General features: G+C 50.7%; 14 protein-coding genes. 9 read left to right on the top strand and 5 right to left on the bottom strand.

Annotation, left to right across the window (positions count from 1 at the left end; translation table 11 throughout):
- The first annotated feature begins 51 nt into the window (after positions 1–51).
- A complete protein-coding gene (locus IXB28_RS02490) occupies positions 52–345 on the top strand; it encodes a hypothetical protein (protein WP_215616970.1) in 294 nt (97 codons plus the stop codon).
- Here IXB28_RS02490 and IXB28_RS02485 read toward each other — a convergent pair.
- On the bottom strand, positions 276–2,630 hold the full coding sequence (locus IXB28_RS02485; RefSeq protein WP_215616969.1) for an NACHT domain-containing protein: 2,355 nt from the start codon (positions 2,628–2,630) through the stop codon (positions 276–278). The genes IXB28_RS02490 and IXB28_RS02485 overlap by 70 nt on opposite strands.
- 428 nt (positions 2,631–3,058) lie before the next feature.
- On the opposite strand from IXB28_RS02485, the gene IXB28_RS02480 reads away from it, so the two are divergent.
- The 4 genes from IXB28_RS02480 to recR all read left to right on the top strand — a co-directional run bounded on the left by IXB28_RS02480 (position 3,059) and on the right by recR (position 6,282).
- Positions 3,059–3,376: a hypothetical protein gene (locus tag IXB28_RS02480; protein ID WP_215616968.1), complete on the top strand. Its 318-nt coding sequence runs from the start codon at positions 3,059–3,061 to the stop codon at positions 3,374–3,376.
- Between the two features lie 840 nt (positions 3,377–4,216).
- Positions 4,217–5,290: a RuBisCO accumulation factor 1 gene (locus IXB28_RS02475; RefSeq protein ID WP_215616967.1), complete on the top strand. Its 1,074-nt coding sequence runs from the start codon at positions 4,217–4,219 to the stop codon at positions 5,288–5,290.
- Between the two features lie 24 nt (positions 5,291–5,314).
- Positions 5,315–5,530 carry a hypothetical protein gene (locus tag IXB28_RS02470; protein ID WP_215616966.1) on the top strand — a complete coding sequence of 72 codons (216 nt, stop codon included), beginning with the start codon at positions 5,315–5,317 and terminating at the stop codon, positions 5,528–5,530.
- Positions 5,531–5,688: 158 nt separating this feature from the next.
- Positions 5,689–6,282, top strand: coding sequence for a recombination mediator RecR (gene recR, locus IXB28_RS02465; protein ID WP_215616986.1), 594 nt, complete (start codon positions 5,689–5,691; stop codon positions 6,280–6,282).
- A 107-nt stretch (positions 6,283–6,389) separates the two neighbouring features.
- On the opposite strand, the gene IXB28_RS02460 is transcribed toward recR, so the two are convergent.
- Complete coding sequence (locus IXB28_RS02460; protein ID WP_215616965.1) at positions 6,390–6,944, bottom strand: response regulator; 555 nt, start codon at positions 6,942–6,944, stop codon at positions 6,390–6,392.
- Positions 6,945–7,333: 389 nt separating this feature from the next.
- On the opposite strand from IXB28_RS02460, the gene lipA reads away from it, so the two are divergent.
- The gene (gene lipA / locus IXB28_RS02455) at positions 7,334–8,245 is read left to right on the top strand and encodes a lipoyl synthase (RefSeq protein ID WP_215616964.1); all 912 of its coding nucleotides are present in this window, start codon (positions 7,334–7,336) and stop codon (positions 8,243–8,245) included.
- Positions 8,246–8,259: 14 nt separating this feature from the next.
- On the top strand, positions 8,260–11,370 hold the full coding sequence (locus tag IXB28_RS02450) for a two-partner secretion domain-containing protein (RefSeq protein WP_215616963.1): 3,111 nt from the start codon (positions 8,260–8,262) through the stop codon (positions 11,368–11,370).
- Here the strand turns inward: IXB28_RS02450 and IXB28_RS02445 are convergent.
- Together IXB28_RS02445 and IXB28_RS02440 are read right to left on the bottom strand one after the other, a co-directional pair.
- Positions 11,367–11,909 (bottom strand): DUF3122 domain-containing protein, encoded by a 543-nt coding sequence (locus IXB28_RS02445; RefSeq protein ID WP_215616962.1) that lies wholly within the window; start codon positions 11,907–11,909, stop codon positions 11,367–11,369. The genes IXB28_RS02450 and IXB28_RS02445 overlap by 4 nt on opposite strands.
- Positions 11,910–12,002: 93 nt before the next feature.
- Entirely contained in the window at positions 12,003–13,673 is a 1,671-nt protein-coding gene (locus IXB28_RS02440; RefSeq protein WP_215616961.1) for a tetratricopeptide repeat protein, read from the bottom strand.
- A gap of 296 nt (positions 13,674–13,969) precedes the next feature.
- Between IXB28_RS02440 and IXB28_RS02435 the strand changes: the two genes are divergently transcribed.
- Positions 13,970–15,304 carry an MATE family efflux transporter gene (locus IXB28_RS02435; protein ID WP_215616960.1) on the top strand — a complete coding sequence of 445 codons (1,335 nt, stop codon included), beginning with the start codon at positions 13,970–13,972 and terminating at the stop codon, positions 15,302–15,304.
- A 39-nt stretch (positions 15,305–15,343) separates the two neighbouring features.
- On the opposite strand, the gene IXB28_RS02430 is transcribed toward IXB28_RS02435, so the two are convergent.
- Complete coding sequence (locus tag IXB28_RS02430; RefSeq protein ID WP_215616959.1) at positions 15,344–15,805, bottom strand: VOC family protein; 462 nt, start codon at positions 15,803–15,805, stop codon at positions 15,344–15,346.
- Between the two features lie 332 nt (positions 15,806–16,137).
- On the opposite strand from IXB28_RS02430, the gene metH reads away from it, so the two are divergent.
- Entirely contained in the window at positions 16,138–19,773 is a 3,636-nt protein-coding gene (gene metH, locus IXB28_RS02425; RefSeq protein WP_215616958.1) for a methionine synthase, read from the top strand.
- Positions 19,774–19,785: the final 12 nt, after the last annotated feature.

Raw genomic sequence — 19,785 nt, 5'->3', positions numbered from 1 at the left:
AGGAACTATCGTCAAGGGTTAGGTTTTGGGCGGTGCGATCGCAAACCCGATATGGCAGCCATGGCTGCCATATCGGCGGTGGCTGATGCGGCGGGTAACCGCTGGAAAATGACAGACGCTGCTATCAAAGATATGGCAGTTTATGCATTATTCATGACAGACGCTGTTACCAAAGACACGGCAGTTTATGCACTTTTCATGACAGCCACTGCCACCAAAGACACAGCAGTTTATGCATTATTCATGACAGACGCTGCCATCAAAGACACGGCAGTTTATGCGCTTTTTTCGATGGGTAATAGGGTGCTGACATTAATTTCTTCACGCACTTCCCTGCTGACATAGCAATCACCCTGGAGACAACGGGACAATAGCTTGTTGACCGTGTAGTACTCTTTGAGCGCATTTAATTCAGTACTGGTAAAACCCCAATCATGGCCAATATTTCTATGGCGAATAATCAAATCCCTTAAACTCTGAATCCACTGGTCTCCATGATTAGGCCACCACGGATCTGGGATATGAATTGTTGTCGGCAGTAATGTGGCTAAGGTATCGAACTTTGCTAATATATCTGGTTCCGATATAATGTCACGATTTTCTTTTAAGTATCGCAGTAGTCGCTCATATTCTTGTTGTAGTGTCTTTTCAGCATCATCAATTTTGTCTTGGGCTGATAAACTAGCTGCCTGGGCAATTTTATTTTGAACAACAACACTATAGTTAAGCGTATGGATTAATTCGGAGTCAATAACAAAATCCTTACTTAACTTCTGACGCTTGGTAATCTTCTGATTGATAACCAAATTAAAATAGAAAACCTGGCAAATAGAATGGAAGTTAGAGAGATTTTGAGGATTTTTTATAGAAGCAGACTTGGCGGTTAGCCAATGGATAAATGTGCCAATCCTTTGGTTTTCTTCAACAATTTTGTCGATTTCACGCTTGATGAGCCTGATTAAAAAATCTGCGTTGGGCAACATGCATGAAACCAGGATGAAGACTTCCTGCCATCTATAGTCATTAATGTGAGTGGTTAAGGATTTTAGTATTTTGATTTGTTCTTGCGGGTCTAAGGTTTTGACGATTTTTAGTGCGACAAAATATTCGTGAAATGTGCGGTGTGAGAAAGAGTAGATGCCTTTTGCTACTTCAACAATCAAACCATGCTGAGCGACCATCGACTTTAAGATGGAGCTGCAATCAGGGTCTACCTCTTCGGGGGCGCGAATCGATCTGAGAAGATTTTCTGTATACTCTCGTATCTCTGCTTCGATGGTTGCTTTTTTAAATAGTCCTTTGTCTTTCTCAAAGGTGGCGTAGGCGATTTTACTCAATAAGTCTTCTTTCTTATTTTTAGACAGTTTTCTATAGGTTTCAGGTCTTTCAATTTCTCGAGTCACATCCCATTTCCTCAAGAAAATATCTAAGCCTTCTTGATATAGCTCCACTTGGTTGTGGGGAAACTCCCCTGACTCTTCAAATACCAGGCATAGCAACGTTAAAAGTAGTGGATTGGTGGCTAGCTCGCTAATTTCTGGATCGTTATCCAAACAGGTTAAAAATTTTTCTGTTTTCAGGGTTGACCCTTTTGCCGCAAACCAATTTTTGGCAAAAAGACTAATCTGACTTTTCGTAAACTCACAGACTTCCACTTCTAAGAAATCTTCAAATTTATACTCACTGGCAGCGAGGCGACATGTGATGATAAATCGGTTGTTGCTAAAGAGTTGGGACAGCTCTCGAATTTGTCTGACGACTCGGCTAAAGTGTTTTTTGCGCACTTCGTCTAAGCCATCAAATAAAAATAAGACCCTCGACTCTTTTAGTAATTTGTTGAAAAGTTCCTTGTTAACTTCAAAGAGGCTGAGCTCATTTTCGATATGGGTTCTCAGATCAATGTGGGCATCTTTCTCTTGGAAGTCTTTTAGGGCGATAAAAACGGGTAGATGATCTGGCACAACCTCTGATCGGTTGGTGAGCGTGGCTACATACTTTAAAAATGTAGTTTTGCCAGCTCCGGGCCTACCCAAAAGCATCAGTTTTGGATACTTTTCTATGAGTTGTACCCCTGAGATCTTATCTCCATCAAAGAGTCTCGATATGGTGAATTTTGATTTGCTTGTCTGTTCACGGTGTTCATATTTTGCGACGAGCTCTTTTAATTCGATGCGTCTTTTAGAGGCAATTTGATCGGTGATTTTAACTTCTGTGAAAATCTCTTTTACCTCGATGGGCTCATTCATGTCGAGGATTTGCATCTTGCCACATCGACCCTTTATGAGGTTTTGGGTCTTGTTTTGGGCGTCATGCACAAACTCGTCAATGGTTTTAATGATTTGTGGCGAAGCATTCTCGGCATCTGGGTTTTCTTTTCGGTACATGTCCAGTACCTCAAAAAAGAGAAGTTTGGATTTTCCTGGAATGTTGCCAGAGGGGACATTAAACTTTTTGTAGACCTGGGTCATCCGTGAACTATATCGGTCTCTTGAGATATTCAGTATCTTCGCTATAACTAAGTCTGAGAGATCTATATTAGCTAGCCGTTCTACAAATGCTTCTTTTTGAAATGAGGTTAAGCGTTTTTGATGGGCTACTTTTTCAAGATAGTCTCGGGGGATAGAGGGCATGTTCAGGAACCTGGACGACTCAAGTCCGTTATAACATCAATATTTGTTTTAAAGTGCCATGGACCTGGGTAAATGTTGGTCTTTTTTGAGACAATCTACGGCTTTAGGCCGTGGATGCTACACATGGGGCTTCGGGATTCCTGATTCAGGTCTTGACTAGGTTTTGGGGCTGTAAATGCCTTGCTGGTGGGTATTTTCTCGATCTGCCTTAGGTATGTAAGCGGATGTAAGGGAAAGTCAACAGGTAGGTAAGTAGTAAATTATGTAATCTTTGAAGAGAGTAAAGTTCCTGAAAATCATTGCGATATATGCCAGGTGTAGCAAGGGGTAGTGTGACCTCTAGACGCCTGAATCCCTGTATTGATATTAATTGGCTAGAGCAATGATTCACTTCATATACCTGTTTAATTCTAATCAGGAGCTTGTAAATGTCTTATTTGGCAGAACAATGTTTGCCTGATGGGGGCTTTCCCCATCCAGATGTAGTATTTATTCTTAGTAAACTTTCAACTAAGGGTTACTTTAGCGAATTTCAAAAATCTGAGGTTATGCCCGTGGATATTGATGAGGCGTGCCTTGGTGTGGCGTATACCGAGATTACAGCCTTTAAGAAAGGCATAGTCTGTGTCAATGAGCGTCTCTGGGTTGCCTTGTCTAACAGTAAGGTACCCATTGCCCCTGGTCAGAACATTCGTGTGACAGGTCTTAGGGGTCATACGTTGCTGGTGGAGCAATGTCGGGGCTAGTAATACATATTCTTGTGAATAAATTTCAGTCTTCCGTTGGGTGTAGGTCAATGAAAGAGAATGCTAAAGAGTTTTGTGATGCTGCCTATGATGGTCAGCTTTTTAACTGCCCTCAGTGTTCGAGGCTATCTCTGCTAAAGGTGAGTTCTAGTGTATATAAGTGTATTTTGTGTAGCTCGCCCCCGCCGTTGCCAGCGCAGCGACGGCGGGTCAACGACTGGCCGTTTGTCCTATTGTTTTTGTTGCTTTTATTTCTGTTGTTATCTGTTGGCTAGCCAACGTAGGTTTTCTCTATGGAGTACTTGGGGCAGTCTACTGGGTAAGTGGGTGAGCTCAATCGTTTGTAAGTTACAAACAACCTGTTAAACGGCTTAGTATTTGTCCCCCCACTCTGAATTTTTGGGGCGTTGAGTCTGGTCTCCCCCAGGATTGGAGGGGGAGGCCAGTATGCCTACTTGGGAAAACGCAGATACTTCCATAAATAGGATGCTTCGATCTCTGATAGCTCGTGGGTCAGTAGGTGCTGCCATTGAGTCCTATGGCAACCCATGTTTAGACGCTCAGCAATCCTAGCTCATTCGATAGCGCCAAAAGTCCTGCTCCTTTTGACAGGCTTTTGGCGCTATTGGTGGTGGTTTGCGCCCCATGGCTTCGGGGCCGTGTAGGCCGTTAATGGCGATGGAGGGAGTGCATATTTTAGGAAAAGTTGCTTGGTGGCTATTGCCTTGGTGAGGGTGCGGCCTTTGGTTTGGTGCCCGGGCGTAAAAAAATAATTGCTTCTTGTGTTGGAGTTAACTATCCGCGATAAAGTCAAAAGACACTTTTCGCCTGATGTCATCTATGACCACCCCTGCTCATAATTCACCCTCAGCGGACACAGATGCCCTACTGTTGCAATTGCGCCGTAAAGAAGGCCACTGGGTCGACTGGGCCAGCGCCTGTCAGACTCTAAAAGAGTCGGGCATGTCGCCCCAGGCAATTTTTGAAGGTACTGGATTTGAGCCGATCCAGCAAAATCAGATTATTGTGGCTGGTCAGGTGTATCAGTCTCTTACTGGCGGTGCGGTTTCGGATGCGGCGCTGCAGCACTTTACGGCTCGTGGGAGTGATTCGTTGTATGAATTGAGAATCCTATCGAAGGATGATCGCGCCAAGGCGGTGCAGTTGATCTACGACCAGGGGCTGGATTCGGAGCAGGTGCGGGATATTGCTAAGACCCTCAAGGAATATTCTTACCGCAGCGAGCCACCGACGGGCTTTTCGATGCATCCCGGCGATGGGGTGGCATTTTCCTATTGGAATTTGGCGCGTCAGACGTCGGAACTGCAGGCGAGGTCACGACTGATTGCTCAAGGTTTACGCTTTGCCCATAGTGCCGGGGCGCGGGAAGCTATTGAAAAGCTCCTGACGGATTTTACGGTGGTGAAATCCAAGCCCACCCCTCGTTTGCCCTTGTATCGGTTGGAAACGGATACGGATGTGCCCTGCGTTGTGCCCATGGTGGGGGAATGGCCCATTTCTGTGGAGAGGTTGCAGGCGGTGCCCCAGATGAACCCCGATGGAGCGTTTGGGGTGGTGCAGTCTGTGGGGGAACAGGCCTGGGTGCCGTTACCGGGTTGGCAGGTGGTGCTGACGGCTAAAGATGCGATCGCATTTCTGGCCCCCGTTAACGCTTTACCCACCCAGGCGGGCAGTACCCTGACCGAAACCGTACTAGTCGTGCTCGATCGCCAGCAACAAACCTGGGATGACAACAGCTACTTTGTGGTGGTGGGCGACGATGACCAGCTATCTGTGCAATGGTTCGACACGCAGCCTAGCGTACCGTTGCTGGGTCGGGTGATCGTGATTGTGCGACCCAAGAAAGTATTAGATGAAAGCTACACCCAAGAACTGTGGCAGATTGACGAATAAATCACCCATCAACTAGGAGGACCTATGGCCCTAGAACGGCGACTATCGCGTGCAATGTTTGGAGCCACTGAAGTAGTAGAGCTACGTCAGATGTGCTTTACCCCAGGCCGTGTGTTTGAGCCCGGCAAATACATCACCGGGGATTTACCCGATGTGGCGTTTACCATGGGCCTCGTGGAAAAATTACCCCCGGTGCGTGGCAAAAGCGAAGATATTGCTAATGCAACCGAAGAAGAATAGCCGTTGCTAATGGAGAGGGGGCAACGATCTGGGGGACTGACGTCCGCATTCCACCACATTCAACAAATGGCATCATAGTTCCCATCAGCCACGCCGAATAATCATTGTCCCCCAGGGAAAGGATGAGTCGGGTCAACCCATAGGAAGGAGTCAAATCTATCTATACCCGTCCGTTAGCCAAATTAATTGAAGAATTTCAACGTCTACCGGGCGTTGGACCAAAAACAGCCCAACGTCTAGCCCTGCATGTGCTCAAGCGTCCAGAAGCCGAAGTGAGAGCCCTGGCCCAAGCCTTGGTGGATGCCAAGCAGCAGGTGGGCTACTGCTCCATTTGTTTTCACCTATCGGCTGATCCTGTGTGTGATATTTGTCGCTCGAAGCGTCGAGAAAATCAAACCCTTTGTGTGGTTGCAGACTCACGGGATGTGATTGCCATCGAACGTACGCGAGAATTTAAAGGCAAATACCATGTGCTGGGTGGTCTGATTTCACCCATGGATGGCATTGGCCCCGAACAGCTCAACATCGGTCAGCTCGTGCATCGAGTCAATAAGGACGATATCGACGAAGTGATCCTGGCCATTAGCCCCAGCATTGAGGGCGATACTACCACCCTATATGTGGGACAGTTGCTCAAACCCTTTACTAAAGTGACCCGCATTGCCTTTGGTTTACCCATGGGGGGAGATCTAGAATATGCCGATGAAGTGACCCTGGCGAGGGCGCTGGAGGGCCGTCAGGCGCTGAGTTAGGGAGAATTAGGAAGTCGGAATGAGGAATTGAGCAAGGGCATTGCGTCTGATTACTTCCGACGGTTCTGCATTCTTCTGGATGCCGACTTCCGCATTCAACATGTGCTCTACTTGAGCTTTTGTTTGATGAAGGCCAAAATCTTCGCCGTTTGATTTTTGAGCATGGCCACTTCTTTTTGTAGAGACGCCACTTGCTTCTTCAGGGCTGCAATTTCTGCGGCACTTTCGCCAGTGGTCGCGCTGGCAGCAGCGGTTTTTGCCGCACTGGTCTGTGGGCGAACTTTGCGGGCCTTTACCATGGAGGCTTTGATGGCCTCAATCAGTTCCTTTTGCTCGAACGGCTTCTGAATAAATTCAAAATAATCAAAGGGACCCGGGATTTTTTCAGTCACTTCTTCCCGCCGACCGGACATGAGCACCAGGGGAATTTTTTGCAATTCTGGCGAGGCCTGAATTGCTTGGAATACTTCCCAACCACTCATGCGGGGCAGCAAGAAATCTAGCATGATCAGGTTAGGCTTCTGGCTGCGAATAGCGTCTAACCCTTCAACGCCGTCGGTGGCTTCAATCACCTCAAAGTTACCCTGGGGCAACATATCTCGGACGCGCATGCGGATGACTCGGCTATCATCGATAACTAAAATCTTATGACTTGCTGCCACGACTGACTCCTAATAGATAGCTACAGTGTATATAAGTTAAGGACGGCTGAGACTTTTCCCGATTGCCTGCCAATGCATCCCTTAAGCAGAGTACCCATGATGGATAGATGATTGGTTTAGCAACCCATAAAGCCATGTTGCCCAGTGAATATTGTTGGTATGTTTAGCCCTGATTAGTTTCTAAGAATCATATAGGATCAAAAAAGCGTTAAAACGTTCGTATATGGTTGCGGAGGTGTCTATATCTACGTAATTCTTAGAATACCCAGTCTATAGCAATTTGCTGAAGCCATTCGGCAAATTGCGACGCACATAGCCATTGCTGCTTAACGCTTTCCAACGATTGCCCTATGCGCGCCAAATAACACCCTAGAAAAGCTGCTTGTGTCATGGAAAGTTTATCTCAAATACGTTCCGGCGATGCTACCCGGCCTGAGATTGTTCAGTTACCAGACTGGTTAAGGCGGCCTATCGGTCGGGCTAGCGAACTTTCGACTGTACAAAAAATTATTAAACAACGGCAGATTCATACGATTTGTGAGGAGGGCCGCTGCCCAAATCGTAGCGAATGCTATGCGAATAAGACGGCGTCTTTTTTGCTGATGGGGCCTGTGTGTACCCGTGCCTGTGCGTTTTGTCAGGTGGATAAGGGCCACGCACCGATGCCCCTCGATCCCCAGGAGCCCCAGAAGGTGGCGGAATCGATTCAGCTGTTGGGTTTGGACTATGTGGTGCTGACGTCAGTGGCGCGGGATGATTTGCCAGACCATGGGGCCGGCTGGTTTGTGGCCACGATGGCCGCCATTCGCACCCTGAATCCGGGGACCCAAATTGAGTTGCTGACGCCGGATTTTTGGGGTGGCCCCGAGCCAGATGCAGCGCAACGAGACCGGTTGGCGACCATTGCGGCGGCGCGGCCTGCTTGTTTAAATCACAATGTGGAGACGGTGGAGCGCTTGCAGGGGCCGGTGCGTCGTGGTGCGAAATATTGGCGTTCTTTAGAGGTGCTGCGCTGCGTCAAGCAGTTGGATGCTTCAATTCCTACTAAGTCGGGGCTGATGCTGGGCCATGGCGAAACTGAGGAGGAGCTAGTCACGACGATGAAGGATCTACGTTCGGTGGGCTGCGATCGCATCACCCTCGGCCAATATATGCGACCCTCCCTAGATCATCTGCCCGTACAGCGCTACTGGACCCCAGAAGAATTTGACCACCTGGGCGACATCGCCCGTGACCTAGGCTTTTCCCAAGTGCGCTCCGGCCCCCTGGTGCGCAGTTCCTACCACGCGGGCGAAGAATAACCGCCCGCCCGCTCATGCATCTCCTGAAACGTTTTCTGATTGTTTTCTCCTCCACAGTCCTTGCCTACAATCCTGCCCAAGCCCAGATCATCCCCGACACCACCCTGGGTAATGAGTCCTCCACCCTGACCCCTGGTGTAGCGGTGCGCGGTGGTTCAGCGGATGTGATTGAAGGAGGGGCCACTCGCGGCAGTAATCTGTTCCACAGCTTTCGGGAATTCAATATCGATTCGGGGCAGCGGGTTTACTTTGCTAGCCCAGATGGGATTGCCTCTATTCTTAGCCGGGTTACGGGGGGCAATGTCTCGAGCCTTGCTGGCACCCTGGGGGTGGATGGCCCTGCCGATTTGTATTTGCTCAATCCCAACGGCATTACTTTTACGGACACCGCCACGCTGGACATTACTGGCTCCTTTTATGCCACCACCGCCGCTGCCATTGAGCTGGGCGACGTCATCTTTAGCGCCAGTCAGCCCGACCAGAGCCAGCTGTTGGCGGTTTCACCCAGGATCTTCTTTGATAACTATCTGAACGATACGTCAGGCCGCATCACCAGCCAGGGCAATCTGCAAACGGGTAATAACTTGACCCTGGCCGCCAATAAAATCCAGATAAACGGTACTCTCGCCGCAGGCAATAATCTCAGCCTGTTGGCCACCAACGATATTGAAATCAATAACAGTTTGGTTCTCCTGTTGACCAATGAACAGCCGGTGCCAGACAGAACATTGCTAATCCAGGGACAAACCATTGCCATTGAAGATAGCAATATTTCCACTGGCCTATTTGCCCAGGGAAGCCTTGGGGATATTATTCTCATCGCTGACGGTGATGTGAACATTCGGGCAACGGCAAATAATAGGACGAGCATAGGCAGTTCTGCAGAAACGGACGGAACCGCTGGTGATCTGATTGTGAAGGCTGCAAACCTACGGGTCATTGATGAAGATGGAACCGATGAAAATAGCGTGCTGCTACTGTCTATCGGTGTAAATGGCGGTAATGGTGGCGATATCACCCTTGATGTGCAAGACACGCTCTTATTGGATCGGGGTGTGATTGGAACATTTGCTGACGGGGAAGAGCGGGTGGGCTCCGCAGGCAATATTCGTATTACAGCCACCGATTTCGCCGGGGTCAATGGCGTTAATATTTCTACGGCTACTATTGCAAATGAGCCTGGATCAACCACGGGCGACGCGGGCAACATTGTAATTGACCTAGGTGGACGTCTAGAAATGTCAGGGAGCAGACTGCTTAATGATGGTCGCCTTTTGACGAGTTTGATTGCCAGTAATGCCTTTGGTGAGAACAGCTCCGGCAATGCTGGCAGGATTCAAATCACCGCTGCCGAGCTAGCGCTGTTGGACGGGGCTTTCATCTCCTCGAGTACCAGTGGTCAGGGGCAATCGGGGGATATCACCCTTGATATCAAGCATGCGGCGCTGCTAAATGGCACCAGTCCTTTTGGCCTAAATTTCGTGAGCAGCGGTCTTCTGAGCAGCACATCTGGTCGGGGGGACGGCGGCGATATTCGCTTGAGGGCTGGGCGTTTGGCCATTACTGACGGCGCAATCATCGTGGCTGCAACCAGTGGAGCAGGCAATGCCGGGAATGTGATTTTAGAGATCGAAGATAGGGTTCAAATTGATGGGACAGATCCCATCGGTGTTGCCAGCCTGATTGCGGCCAGCAGTACTGTAAATGCAACGGGGGATGGTGGGGACATTCGGATTACGGCGAACAATCTAGAGGTGATGGGTGGGGCGAGGCTCTCGTCTTCCCTGAGCAATACCAGTGGCCGGGCCGGGAATCTCATGCTGAACATTACGGAGACTTTGCGTATCCAGGGTGCGAATCTTGAGATGCCTCCCAATGATAGAGATCTTGAGAGAAGAAGTGCCGTGCTCAGTAATATTCAAGCAACGGGCGATGGCATGGGTGGGGACATTATTATCACAGCGACGAATTTGATTGTGGCTGACGGCGGTACCTTGGATGCGTCAGTTTTAGGTCGGGGCGCAGCGGGCGATATTGTTCTGAATATTACCGAGACAGCGCGCTTTGAGGGAGTGGCTCCTGATGGCCTACCTTCGGGGACTTCGGCGGCGGTTGCCATTAATGCCCAGGGGACAGGGGGAGACTTGAGGATTACGGCCAGTAATCTGGAGGTGTTAGCCGGAGCGCAGCTAAAAACGAGCGTTTTTGGTGTTGGCGATGCGGGGGATATTGTGTTCAATATTGCTGAAACAGCACGCTTTGAAGGGGTTAATCCTGTAAATTCTGATTTTCCTAGCGGAGTTTTTAGTAACGTTGAGCCAGAAGGAAATGGCAACGGTGGCGATATTCAGATTGTGGCCCAGCGTTTAGAAATCACTGAGGATGCCTTCCTGAGTGCGACGAATGTGGGGGGCGGTGAGACTGGGAATATTGCGATCGCGCTACAGGGACCGTTTTTATTGGCAAATAGGGGCAGTATTTCAACCGCCACTAGAGAAGCTTCAACCGGCGGCAACGTGGACGTTTTTGCCCAATCGATTCGACTATTGGATGATGGCAATATCTTTGCCACTGCACGGACTGTTGCAGGCAGCGGGGGGAGTATTACCCTGACAGCGGATTCAATTGTGGCCTTGGATGACAGCGATATCCTAGCTTTTGCCTCCCAAGGACGCGGCGGCACTATCTCCCTAAACACCCCTGCCTTCTTTGGTGAAAATTTGCAGCTCTCCCCTCGGCTGACCACCGTTGAAGAATTCCAGGCACTGGACAATAACGGTCGAGTTGATGTGAATGTTTCGGGTGGTCTTGCCTCAGGCAGCGTCACATTGCCCGAGGCAAGCTTGGTTGAAAACAATCTGGGCGAACTGTCCGATAACTTTCTAGACCCAGACAGCCTAACGGCCAGCAGCTGTATTGCCCGGCAGAACGAAGCAACGGGCTATTTTGTGATCGCAGCCGGTGAACAGCTTTCCCAGCAACCAGAGGATAGCTCCTCTGTTTACTCCACAGGCCGTGTTCAAACCATTGTTCCTCCAGTCAATGGCAGTTCCCAAACGATTGCCGAACCTGATCGCATTTTTCAGCTACCCGACGGTCGTCGGGTACTCAGCCAGACCTGTTAATTGCTGGTTATCGGACTGGAGCTAAACTCTCCATCTTCAGCCGCTGCGGCTAGGTCGCGCCATTCTTGCACCGCATAGGGCGGCATCACAATTTCGCTCGGTGCTTTCCCCTGCAGTGATACCCTCAGCGTCAGGGGGACTGCCTTCTGTAGACCCGCGATCATATCGGCCACGTCGTACTGGTTAGTATTGCTAGGCAGGGCGGGGGTGGGTGGATCTAGCTTGGGTTGGGCTTGCCAGTTTAAGGTTGTGCCGGTGTCAATGGATAAGGGCCGTTGTGGCGCAATATCCACCACTCCAGGGAAACCCACCAGTCTCAGGTACATGCCTTCTAGGCCATCGGGGCGATAGCGTTTGAACAAAATGGCCTGCCAGGAACGGTCGTTGCGATCGCGCAAACTTTGTTTCGATCGGATGGTCGTTTGTCCAGGGCGCTCATGGTAAACGTGTATCGATGCCTGGGCATCCGGCACATAAACACTAAAGCTGAGTACAAAAATAACAACCCATAAACAAGTACTCAGTAGCCGCTGCACCATATAAAAAACCTGCCTTCCAACGCTGTGTCTATCAGCATAGACGGTTGCGAGAAAGACAGGTGTAATGCAGCGACAATTAAGCGTCTAAGTGCCCTAGAGCTTATTTAACGCATCCAACACAATCCGGTAGCGGGCCGCTTCGTTATTGGTGAGATATAGGCTACCGGCCTTTTCCAGGTCTGCCTGGGCGCGGATGGCATCCCCCAATCGAGCATTGGTAATGCCGCGATAGTAAAAAGCATCAGGGTCAAATACATTCGCACTGATCACTTGGGAAAAGTCAGCATAGGCGGCTTGGTAATCGCCCGCTTCGTAGTAGTTGCGGCCCCGCTCCGCATAGGCTTCCCAGTAGCCAGAGTCGATGTCGATGGCGGTCGTGTAGTCGCCGATGGCACTGGTGCTGTCGCCCAGGCTCGCAAACGCATCTCCCCGTCCCTTATACGCCAACGCATCGTCGGGCCTTAGGGCCAGGGAGGCCGAAAAGTCACTGATGGCGGCCTGCTGATCGCCCACCAGTAAATGGGCGCTACCTCGGCGATAGTAAGCTTCTGCCGATTCTGGCGACAGTTGCAGCATGCGGCTAAAGTCGCTAATGGCGGCGACATTATTATCTGAAGCAGCGTAAATTTGGCCCCGAATTAGGTAAGCATTGGGGTAGCCAGGGTCTAACGTGAGCACCTGGTTAAGATCGTCTAGGGCAGCCCTGGGGCGACCCGCGGCCATCAGGGCGAAGCTGCGGTTGTAATAGGCTTCCACATTGTTTTCGTCCAGATTAATGGCCTGGTTAAAATCTTTGAGTGCCGCCTCATTGGCACCTAGGCGATAGTACGATACACCCCGATTGATAAAGGCTTCGGTGTAATCGTCTTTGAGTTGAATCGCTGTGGTGAAGTCGCTGACGGCAACTTCAAGGTTGTCCACTGTTTTGAAAATCAAGCCCCGGTGGAAGTAGGCAAATGCATTCTCAGGGGCTAAGCGGACGGCTTCGTTGAGGTCTTCCAACGCGGTGTCTTGATTGCCCCGTTCGGAATCTAATAGGCCGCGATAGATATAGGCCATGGCCAATTGGGGATCCACCGCGATGGCCCGGTCAAAATCTGCAAATGCGCGCTCCGCATTTTGTAGATCGTAGTAAAGAATGCCTCGATTTAGGTAGGCCGCACTGTACTCAAGGTCAATGGCAATGGCTTGGTTATAGCTATTGAGAGCCGCTGTCGTATCCTCTAGCCTGGCAAAGGCGGCGCCCCGAAACAAATAGGCCGGTGCGTATTCAGAATTCAGGCTGATGGCGGCGTTAAATTCGGTGATGGCGGCTTCGTCTTTGCCCTCTTTGTATAGATCTACGCCGGCGCGAAAGCGCTCGATGTAGGTGGGGGTTTCAACTTCAACCACTTCCCCTTCTGCGGGTGTTTCGGGCGTGTCGATAACGGTGGGTGTGCCGTCGGCGGGTGTTTCGGGTGGGTCACTAACGGTGGGGCTGTCGTCGTCTAGCGAGTCCTCGGGGGCATCAATCGCGTCCGACGAGTCGTCGTCTAGAAAAATACCTTCTTCTTCGAGTAAATCTTCGGGCAGAACCGGCTCTATAAAAGCGGGTTGAGCTTCGGGCAGGGCTTCTAGACCATCAGGGTCCTCTAGGAAAATAGCCTCTGTTTCGAAGTCTTCAGCGGCAGTCGTGCTAATGACGTCTGCTAGACTCGACGCTGCGTTGCTGCCGAGGAAAGCAATAGCACTTAGTAGTATCAAAGCAAACCGATTTATTGTCATACCCAAATTCCCCGGTATTGTGATCCCTTTTCTAAAAACTTACCCAGAGTTATCACTAGAGTTTCTATTAATTCAAATTCTCTTGCTATGAAAAAACACTAAGTTTGCTTTGGTGGTGTGTCAACCGCCTATTTTTGGGAGAATTGGACCCGATCTGTTGGTGTACGTGCTTACGTAGGGCAACGGGCGCTTGAAAAACCTAGAGTTAGCTATGGACTATGACGGCTGAGCCTAGCTAGCGGCGTGCTGTGGATGACCCACTCAATGGAACGTTTTGAGATTATGGCAAACCGAGCATGGAGCGGCCAGTGTTGAAGACAAAATCTTGGCTCTGGGGATTTGGGAAACTTGCGATCGCAAACATAGTTTCCAACCTGATGGTACCTCTGGCCGGTCTCATTGATACGGCCTTCCTGGGCCATCTAGACGACATTCAACATTTGGCCGGTGTGGCCTTGGCGACGGTGCTATTTAACTTCATCTATTGGAGTTTTGGCTTTTTGCGCATGGGTACCACGGGCCTCATGGCCCAAGCCGCAGGCCGTGGGGACATCACCGAGCAGTGTCGAGTGGGGCTGCGTGGGCTGATGGTTGCCTGCGCCCTGGGTCTAGCTATTTTACTGTTTCAATATCCCTTGCGTTGGCTAGGGTTTGCGATTTTGCAAGCCGATCGCGACGTATTAGATGCGGGCATTGCCTTTTACCAAGGCCGGATCTGGGGTGCCCCAGCCGTGTTGGTGAACTATGTGCTGCTGGGGTGGTTTTTGGGGTTGGGGCGCGGTCGCTGGGTGCTGGCCCTGGCGGTGGTCAGCAATGGCACCAACATCCTGTTGGACTATCTAATGATTTTTAAATGGGGCTGGGAAAGCTACGGCGCCGGATTGGCAACGGCCCTGAGCCAATATGCCATGTTAGTGGTTGGGGCGATGCTGCTGGGGCGGTTGGTGCCATGGCGGCAGGTCTGGCAGCAGGGGCAGGGCCTATGGCGGCGGCGGGATGTATCGGCTTTATTTCGCCTCAACCGCGACATTATGGTGCGCACCTGGGCGCTGTTGCTTAGTTTTGGCTTGTTTACCAGCCTCAGTGGAGCCATGGGCACCGATGTGCTAGCGATGAATACGCTGCTGCTTCAAGCTTTGATGCTGGTGAGCTACTTTCTGGATGGGATTGCGTTTGCGGTCGAGACCTATGCGGGGCAGTTCCATGGTCAGCAAGATGATGCCAAACTCCGTTCTTTGGTGCTGCTGGGCAGTGGGTTTAGTGTGGCGCTAGGGGTGAGCGCTGCCCTTGCATTTACTATGTGGCCCCGCTATTTATTTGGTTTGCTGACCGACCACCAAACGGTGCTCGACCAGCTGAGTCTCTACGTGCCCTGGCTGTTTCCCGTCTTTGCCTTTGGTGCCCTAGCCTTTATGCTAGATGGCTATTTTTTAGGTCTAACGGCGGGGCAGGTGTTGCGCAATTCCACTGCGATCGCAACCACCCTGGGCTTTCTGCCGTTGGCCTTGCTGGCCCACCGCAGCCAAAGCCCCACCCTACTGTGGTTGGCCATGACCTGCTTTATGGCACTTCGCGCGATTACCCTAGCCTGGGCGGTGCCGGCTAGTTTGGCCGATAGACCCACCCAGTGACATATAAGGCTCCCCAGGCTTGTTTAGCTGTGGTGACCCCTACGGATCGCAGCGAATTTCCAATAAAAAACCATCCGGGTCGTAAAAGTAAATGCCCCGACCCGTAGGGCGACTCACGGGGCCATGGTCAATGGGTACCTGTTGCTGGTGCAGCATGGCCACCGCCTGGTCAAATAATTCTGGAGCAATGTCAAAGGCCATATGGTTAGCCCGGGTAAATTGCTGCTTGGGATCCGCATGGGGGGCATCAAGATCCGGTTCACCAAAGAGGTCCAAAATAGTGCCATCGGGCAGACGAAAATTGGCCACCTTCCCCTGGGCTACCAGGGTGACCAATGTTTCGGGCACTTCATCGCCGGTCAGCTCATGCAAGCCCAAAACAGCCCCATAAAAATGCCGCGATGTGGCCATGTCTTTTACATTCAGGGCAATATGATGCACCCCCTTGAGAGTATTGGGGCTGAGTCCTAGAGTCTGCTGTTGATCCATAGATATCGTCATATCAAGGCACCGCTTGCTGGTCTCTACTGTAGCGAAGCTGAGCCCAGACCGGATGATTCGCTGAGATGATTGTATTGGGGCATATTTCGATAATTCACTACCCTTGCAGTGCGTTTTATCCTCAAAATCAGCCATGGCGTATCGACAGCTTTCATATAACTGAAAAATCTTGCCAAACTATTTATCAAGAAGGTCGATAATAATTGGTATAGGTTTGTTACTGCTGATGTGAGTTACGTCTTTGTAGGCGCCCTGCCATCTAGTGCGGTCTACATTGGCGTCAGTCGATTCAGCAATGGCTAATCTTTACTGCTTTACACTGCTTTGACTCTATGAACAGCACCTTCCTCGAACGTCTGCATAGTCCCGAACGACCCGTGATCGTATTTGACGGTGCCATGGGAACCAACTTGCAGGTCCAGGAACTCACCGCCGATGATTTTGGCGGTTTGGAGTACGAGGGGTGTAATGAGTATTTGGTCATCACCAAACCCGATGCGGTGGCCAAAGTTCACCGAGACTTTTTGGCTGCGGGGGCCGATGTCATTGAGACCGATACCTTTGGTGGCAGTACCTTCGTGTTGGCAGAATATGGCCTCCAAGACCGCGCCTATGAAATGAATAAGGTGGCGGCAGAGTTAGCCAAGGGCTGTACCGCAGAATTTTCCACCCCTGACAAACCTCGGTTTGTGGCGGGCTCCATTGGCCCCGGCACCAAGCTACCCACCCTCGGTCACATTTCCTACGATGAACTGCTAGAAGCGTTTACCGTTCAGGTAGAAGGGCTGTACGACGGCGGTGTGGACCTGTTTATTGTGGAGACCTGCCAGGATGTGCTCCAGATCAAGGCAGCTCTCAATGCGATCGAAGCGATTTTTGAGAAAAAGGGCAGTCGCTTGCCGTTGATGGTTTCGGTGACCATGGAGACCACGGGCACCATGCTGGTGGGGTCGGATATTACAGCGGTGGTGAGTATTTTGGAGCCTTACCCCATTGATATTTTGGGCCTTAACTGTGCCACTGGTCCCGACCTGATGACGGAGCATGTTAAATACTTGTCAGAAACATCTCCATTTGTGGTGTCCTGTGTGCCCAATGCGGGGCTGCCGGAGAATATTGGGGGCCATGCCCACTATAAGTTGACGCCCATGGAGCTGCGCATAGCGCTCCACCGGTTTGTGGAAGATCTTGGGGTGCAGGTGATCGGTGGCTGTTGTGGTACCCGACCGGAACACATTGCGGCGCTGGCGGAAATTTCGAATGAGTTAAGCCCTAAGGAGCGAGCGATCCGTCCCCCTTCTGGCTCCCCCTCAAGGGAGAGTGGTGAACAGCCGAGACCGGCGATGAACTATGTGCCCTCGGCGGCTTCGATTTATGGGGCCCAGCCCTATGAGCAGGATAATTCGTTCTTGATTGTGGGAGAGCGACTGAATGCGAGCGGTTCGCGGAAGGTGCGGGAACTGCTGAATGAGGATGATTGGGATGGGTTGATTGCGATCGCAAAACAACAGGTCAAAGAAGGTGCCCACATCCTTGACGTCAACGTAGACTATGTGGGTCGTAACGGCGAAGCCGACATGCACGAAATGGTGTCCCGCCTTGTCACCAACGTCACCCTGCCCCTAATGCTTGATTCCACCGAGTGGACCAAAATGGAAGCCGGTCTGAAAGTGGCTGGGGGTAAATGCATCCTCAACTCCACCAACTACGAAGACGGCGACGAGAGATTTTTCAAAGTACTCGAGCTGGCCAAAACCTACGGTGCCGGTGTTGTTATCGGCTGCATTGACGAAGACGGCATGGCCCGTACGGCAGAGCAGAAATTTAAAATCGCCCAGCGTGCCTATCGCGATGCCCTAGAGTATGGCCTGCCGCCCCACGAGTTGTTCTTTGATACCCTGGCCCTACCCATCTCCACCGGCATCGAAGAAGATCGCGAGAATGCTAAGGCCACCATCGACGCCATTAAGAAAATCCAGGAGAATCTTCCCGGCGTTCACTTTATGCTGGGTGTTTCCAATGTCTCCTTTGGCCTCAGTCCCGCCGCTCGCATCACCCTCAACTCCATGTTTCTGCACGAAGCAATGCAGGTGGGCATGGATGGAGCCATTGTCTCCGCCGCCAAGATTTTGCCGTTGATCAAGATTGATCCAGACCACCAAAAAGTCTGTCTGGATCTGATCTACGACAACCGTGAATTTGACGGCGACATTTGCACCTATGACCCCCTTGGCAAGCTCACCACACTATTCGAAGGCGTCACAACAAAAGATGCCCGGTCTTCCGCATCCCTCGCCGACTTACCCATTGATGAACGCCTTAAGCAACACATCATCGACGGCGAACGCATCGGTCTCGAAGAGGCGCTACAGGTGGCCCTAGATGGGGGCACTGAACCCTTGACAATTATCAACACCTTCCTCCTCGACGGCATGAAAGTCGTGGGTGAACTATTTGGCTCCGGTCAAATGCAGCTACCCTTCGTGTTGCAATCGGCCCAAACTATGAAATCAGCGGTCGCCTTTCTCGAACCCCTAATGGATAAGGAAGACGGTCAGGACGATTCCGGTAAAGGTAAATTCCTGATCGCAACGGTTAGAGGCGATGTGCACGACATCGGCAAGAACCTGGTGGATATTATCCTCACCAACAACGGCTATAAAGTCATCAATCTGGGCATCAAACAAACCGTCGATGCCATTGTTTCCGCCTACGAAGAGCACCAGCCCGACTGCATTGCCATGAGTGGTCTGCTGGTAAAATCCACCGCCTTTATGAAAGAGAATCTGGCCGTGTTTAATGAAAAAGGCATTTCTGTTCCCGTCATCCTCGGTGGTGCCGCCCTCACCCCAAAATTTGTCTATGGTGACTGCCAGAATACCTACAATGGTCAGGTGATCTACGGAAAAGACGCCTTTGCCGATCTCACCTTTATGGATCGCCTAATGCCCGCTAAAAAAGAAGCAAGCTGGCATGATAGCGATGGTTTTATCGGTGACTATGCCCAGTACAACCAAAAGGGTCGTAAAGCCATCGAACAAGCAGAAGCAGAGCTAAACGGTGGTACCAAAAAATCAAAGAAAAAAGAGCCTGAGGTCATTGATACCAATCGGTCCGAAGCGGTCGATATTGATATCTCCCGTCCAGTGCCTCCATTTTGGGGTACAAAAGTGTTGCAGCCAGAAGACTTTGACATGGATGAACTGTACTGGCATCTAGACCGCCAGGCATTGTTCGTGGGTCAATGGCAATTCCGTAAGCCCAAAGGGCAAAGCCGCGAAGAGTACGACGCGTTTTTGGCAGAGAAAGTACATCCCATATTGGCCGAGTGGAAACAAAAAATAAAAGCTGAGAACTTGCTGCATCCCCAGTTGGTCTATGGTTATTTTCCCTGTGTGGCCGAAGGAAATTCTGTTCATGTGTACGATCCTGGGGTGATTGCTCAGGAATTTACCCCTGACCAATGTGAGCCACTCTTCACCTGGGAATTTCCCCGGCAAAAGGCCATGCGGCGTTTGTGCATTGCCGATTTCTTCTTGCCCAAAGAACACAATCAGTTCGATGTCTTCCCCATGCAGGCGGTCACCGTGGGCCAAATTTCAGCAGACTATGCCCGTCAGCTATTTGCTGACGATAAGTATACGGACTACCTGTACTTCCATGGTTTGGCGGTGCAGGTGGCAGAGGCCATGGCGGAATGGTGCCATGCGCTGATTCGTAAGGAGTTGGGCTACGGTGACCAAGAGCCGGATAATATTCGCGATATGCTAGCCCAGCGCTACCAGGGTAGTCGTTATAGCTTTGGGTACCCCGCCTGCCCCAATGTGCCAGACCAAGCCAAGCAGTTAGAAATCCTCGGTACAGACCGCATTGGTATGAGTATGGATGAAAGCGACCAGCTCTATCCAGAAGAATCCACCACAGCCATCATTACCTATCATCCAACTGCTAAATACTTCAGCGCATAAAATTGTGGCATA

Source organism: Leptothoe kymatousa TAU-MAC 1615 (assembly GCF_018739865.1).
Taxonomy (GTDB): domain Bacteria; phylum Cyanobacteriota; class Cyanobacteriia; order Phormidesmidales; family Phormidesmidaceae; genus Leptothoe; species Leptothoe kymatousa.
The sequence above is the reverse complement of the archived record's forward strand: the minus strand, read 5'-3'. Positions and strand labels throughout refer to the sequence as shown.

What these genes read in the sequence shown, in the direction of transcription:
- IXB28_RS02490 (WP_215616970.1), top strand. Translation starts at nt 52, where the DNA reads ATGGCAGCCATGGCTGCCATATCGGCGGTGGCTGATGCGGCGGGTAAC.
- IXB28_RS02485 (WP_215616969.1), bottom strand. Translation starts at nt 2,630, where the DNA reads ATGCCCTCTATCCCCCGAGACTATCTTGAAAAAGTAGCCCATCAAAAA.
- IXB28_RS02480 (WP_215616968.1), top strand. Translation starts at nt 3,059, where the DNA reads ATGTCTTATTTGGCAGAACAATGTTTGCCTGATGGGGGCTTTCCCCAT.
- IXB28_RS02475 (WP_215616967.1), top strand. Translation starts at nt 4,217, where the DNA reads ATGACCACCCCTGCTCATAATTCACCCTCAGCGGACACAGATGCCCTA.
- IXB28_RS02470 (WP_215616966.1), top strand. Translation starts at nt 5,315, where the DNA reads ATGGCCCTAGAACGGCGACTATCGCGTGCAATGTTTGGAGCCACTGAA.
- lipA (WP_215616964.1), top strand. Translation starts at nt 7,334, where the DNA reads ATGGAAAGTTTATCTCAAATACGTTCCGGCGATGCTACCCGGCCTGAG.
- IXB28_RS02450 (WP_215616963.1), top strand. Translation starts at nt 8,260, where the DNA reads ATGCATCTCCTGAAACGTTTTCTGATTGTTTTCTCCTCCACAGTCCTT.
- IXB28_RS02445 (WP_215616962.1), bottom strand. Translation starts at nt 11,909, where the DNA reads ATGGTGCAGCGGCTACTGAGTACTTGTTTATGGGTTGTTATTTTTGTA.
- IXB28_RS02440 (WP_215616961.1), bottom strand. Translation starts at nt 13,673, where the DNA reads ATGACAATAAATCGGTTTGCTTTGATACTACTAAGTGCTATTGCTTTC.
- IXB28_RS02435 (WP_215616960.1), top strand. Translation starts at nt 13,970, where the DNA reads ATGGAGCGGCCAGTGTTGAAGACAAAATCTTGGCTCTGGGGATTTGGG.
- IXB28_RS02430 (WP_215616959.1), bottom strand. Translation starts at nt 15,805, where the DNA reads ATGACGATATCTATGGATCAACAGCAGACTCTAGGACTCAGCCCCAAT.
- metH (WP_215616958.1), top strand. Translation starts at nt 16,138, where the DNA reads ATGAACAGCACCTTCCTCGAACGTCTGCATAGTCCCGAACGACCCGTG.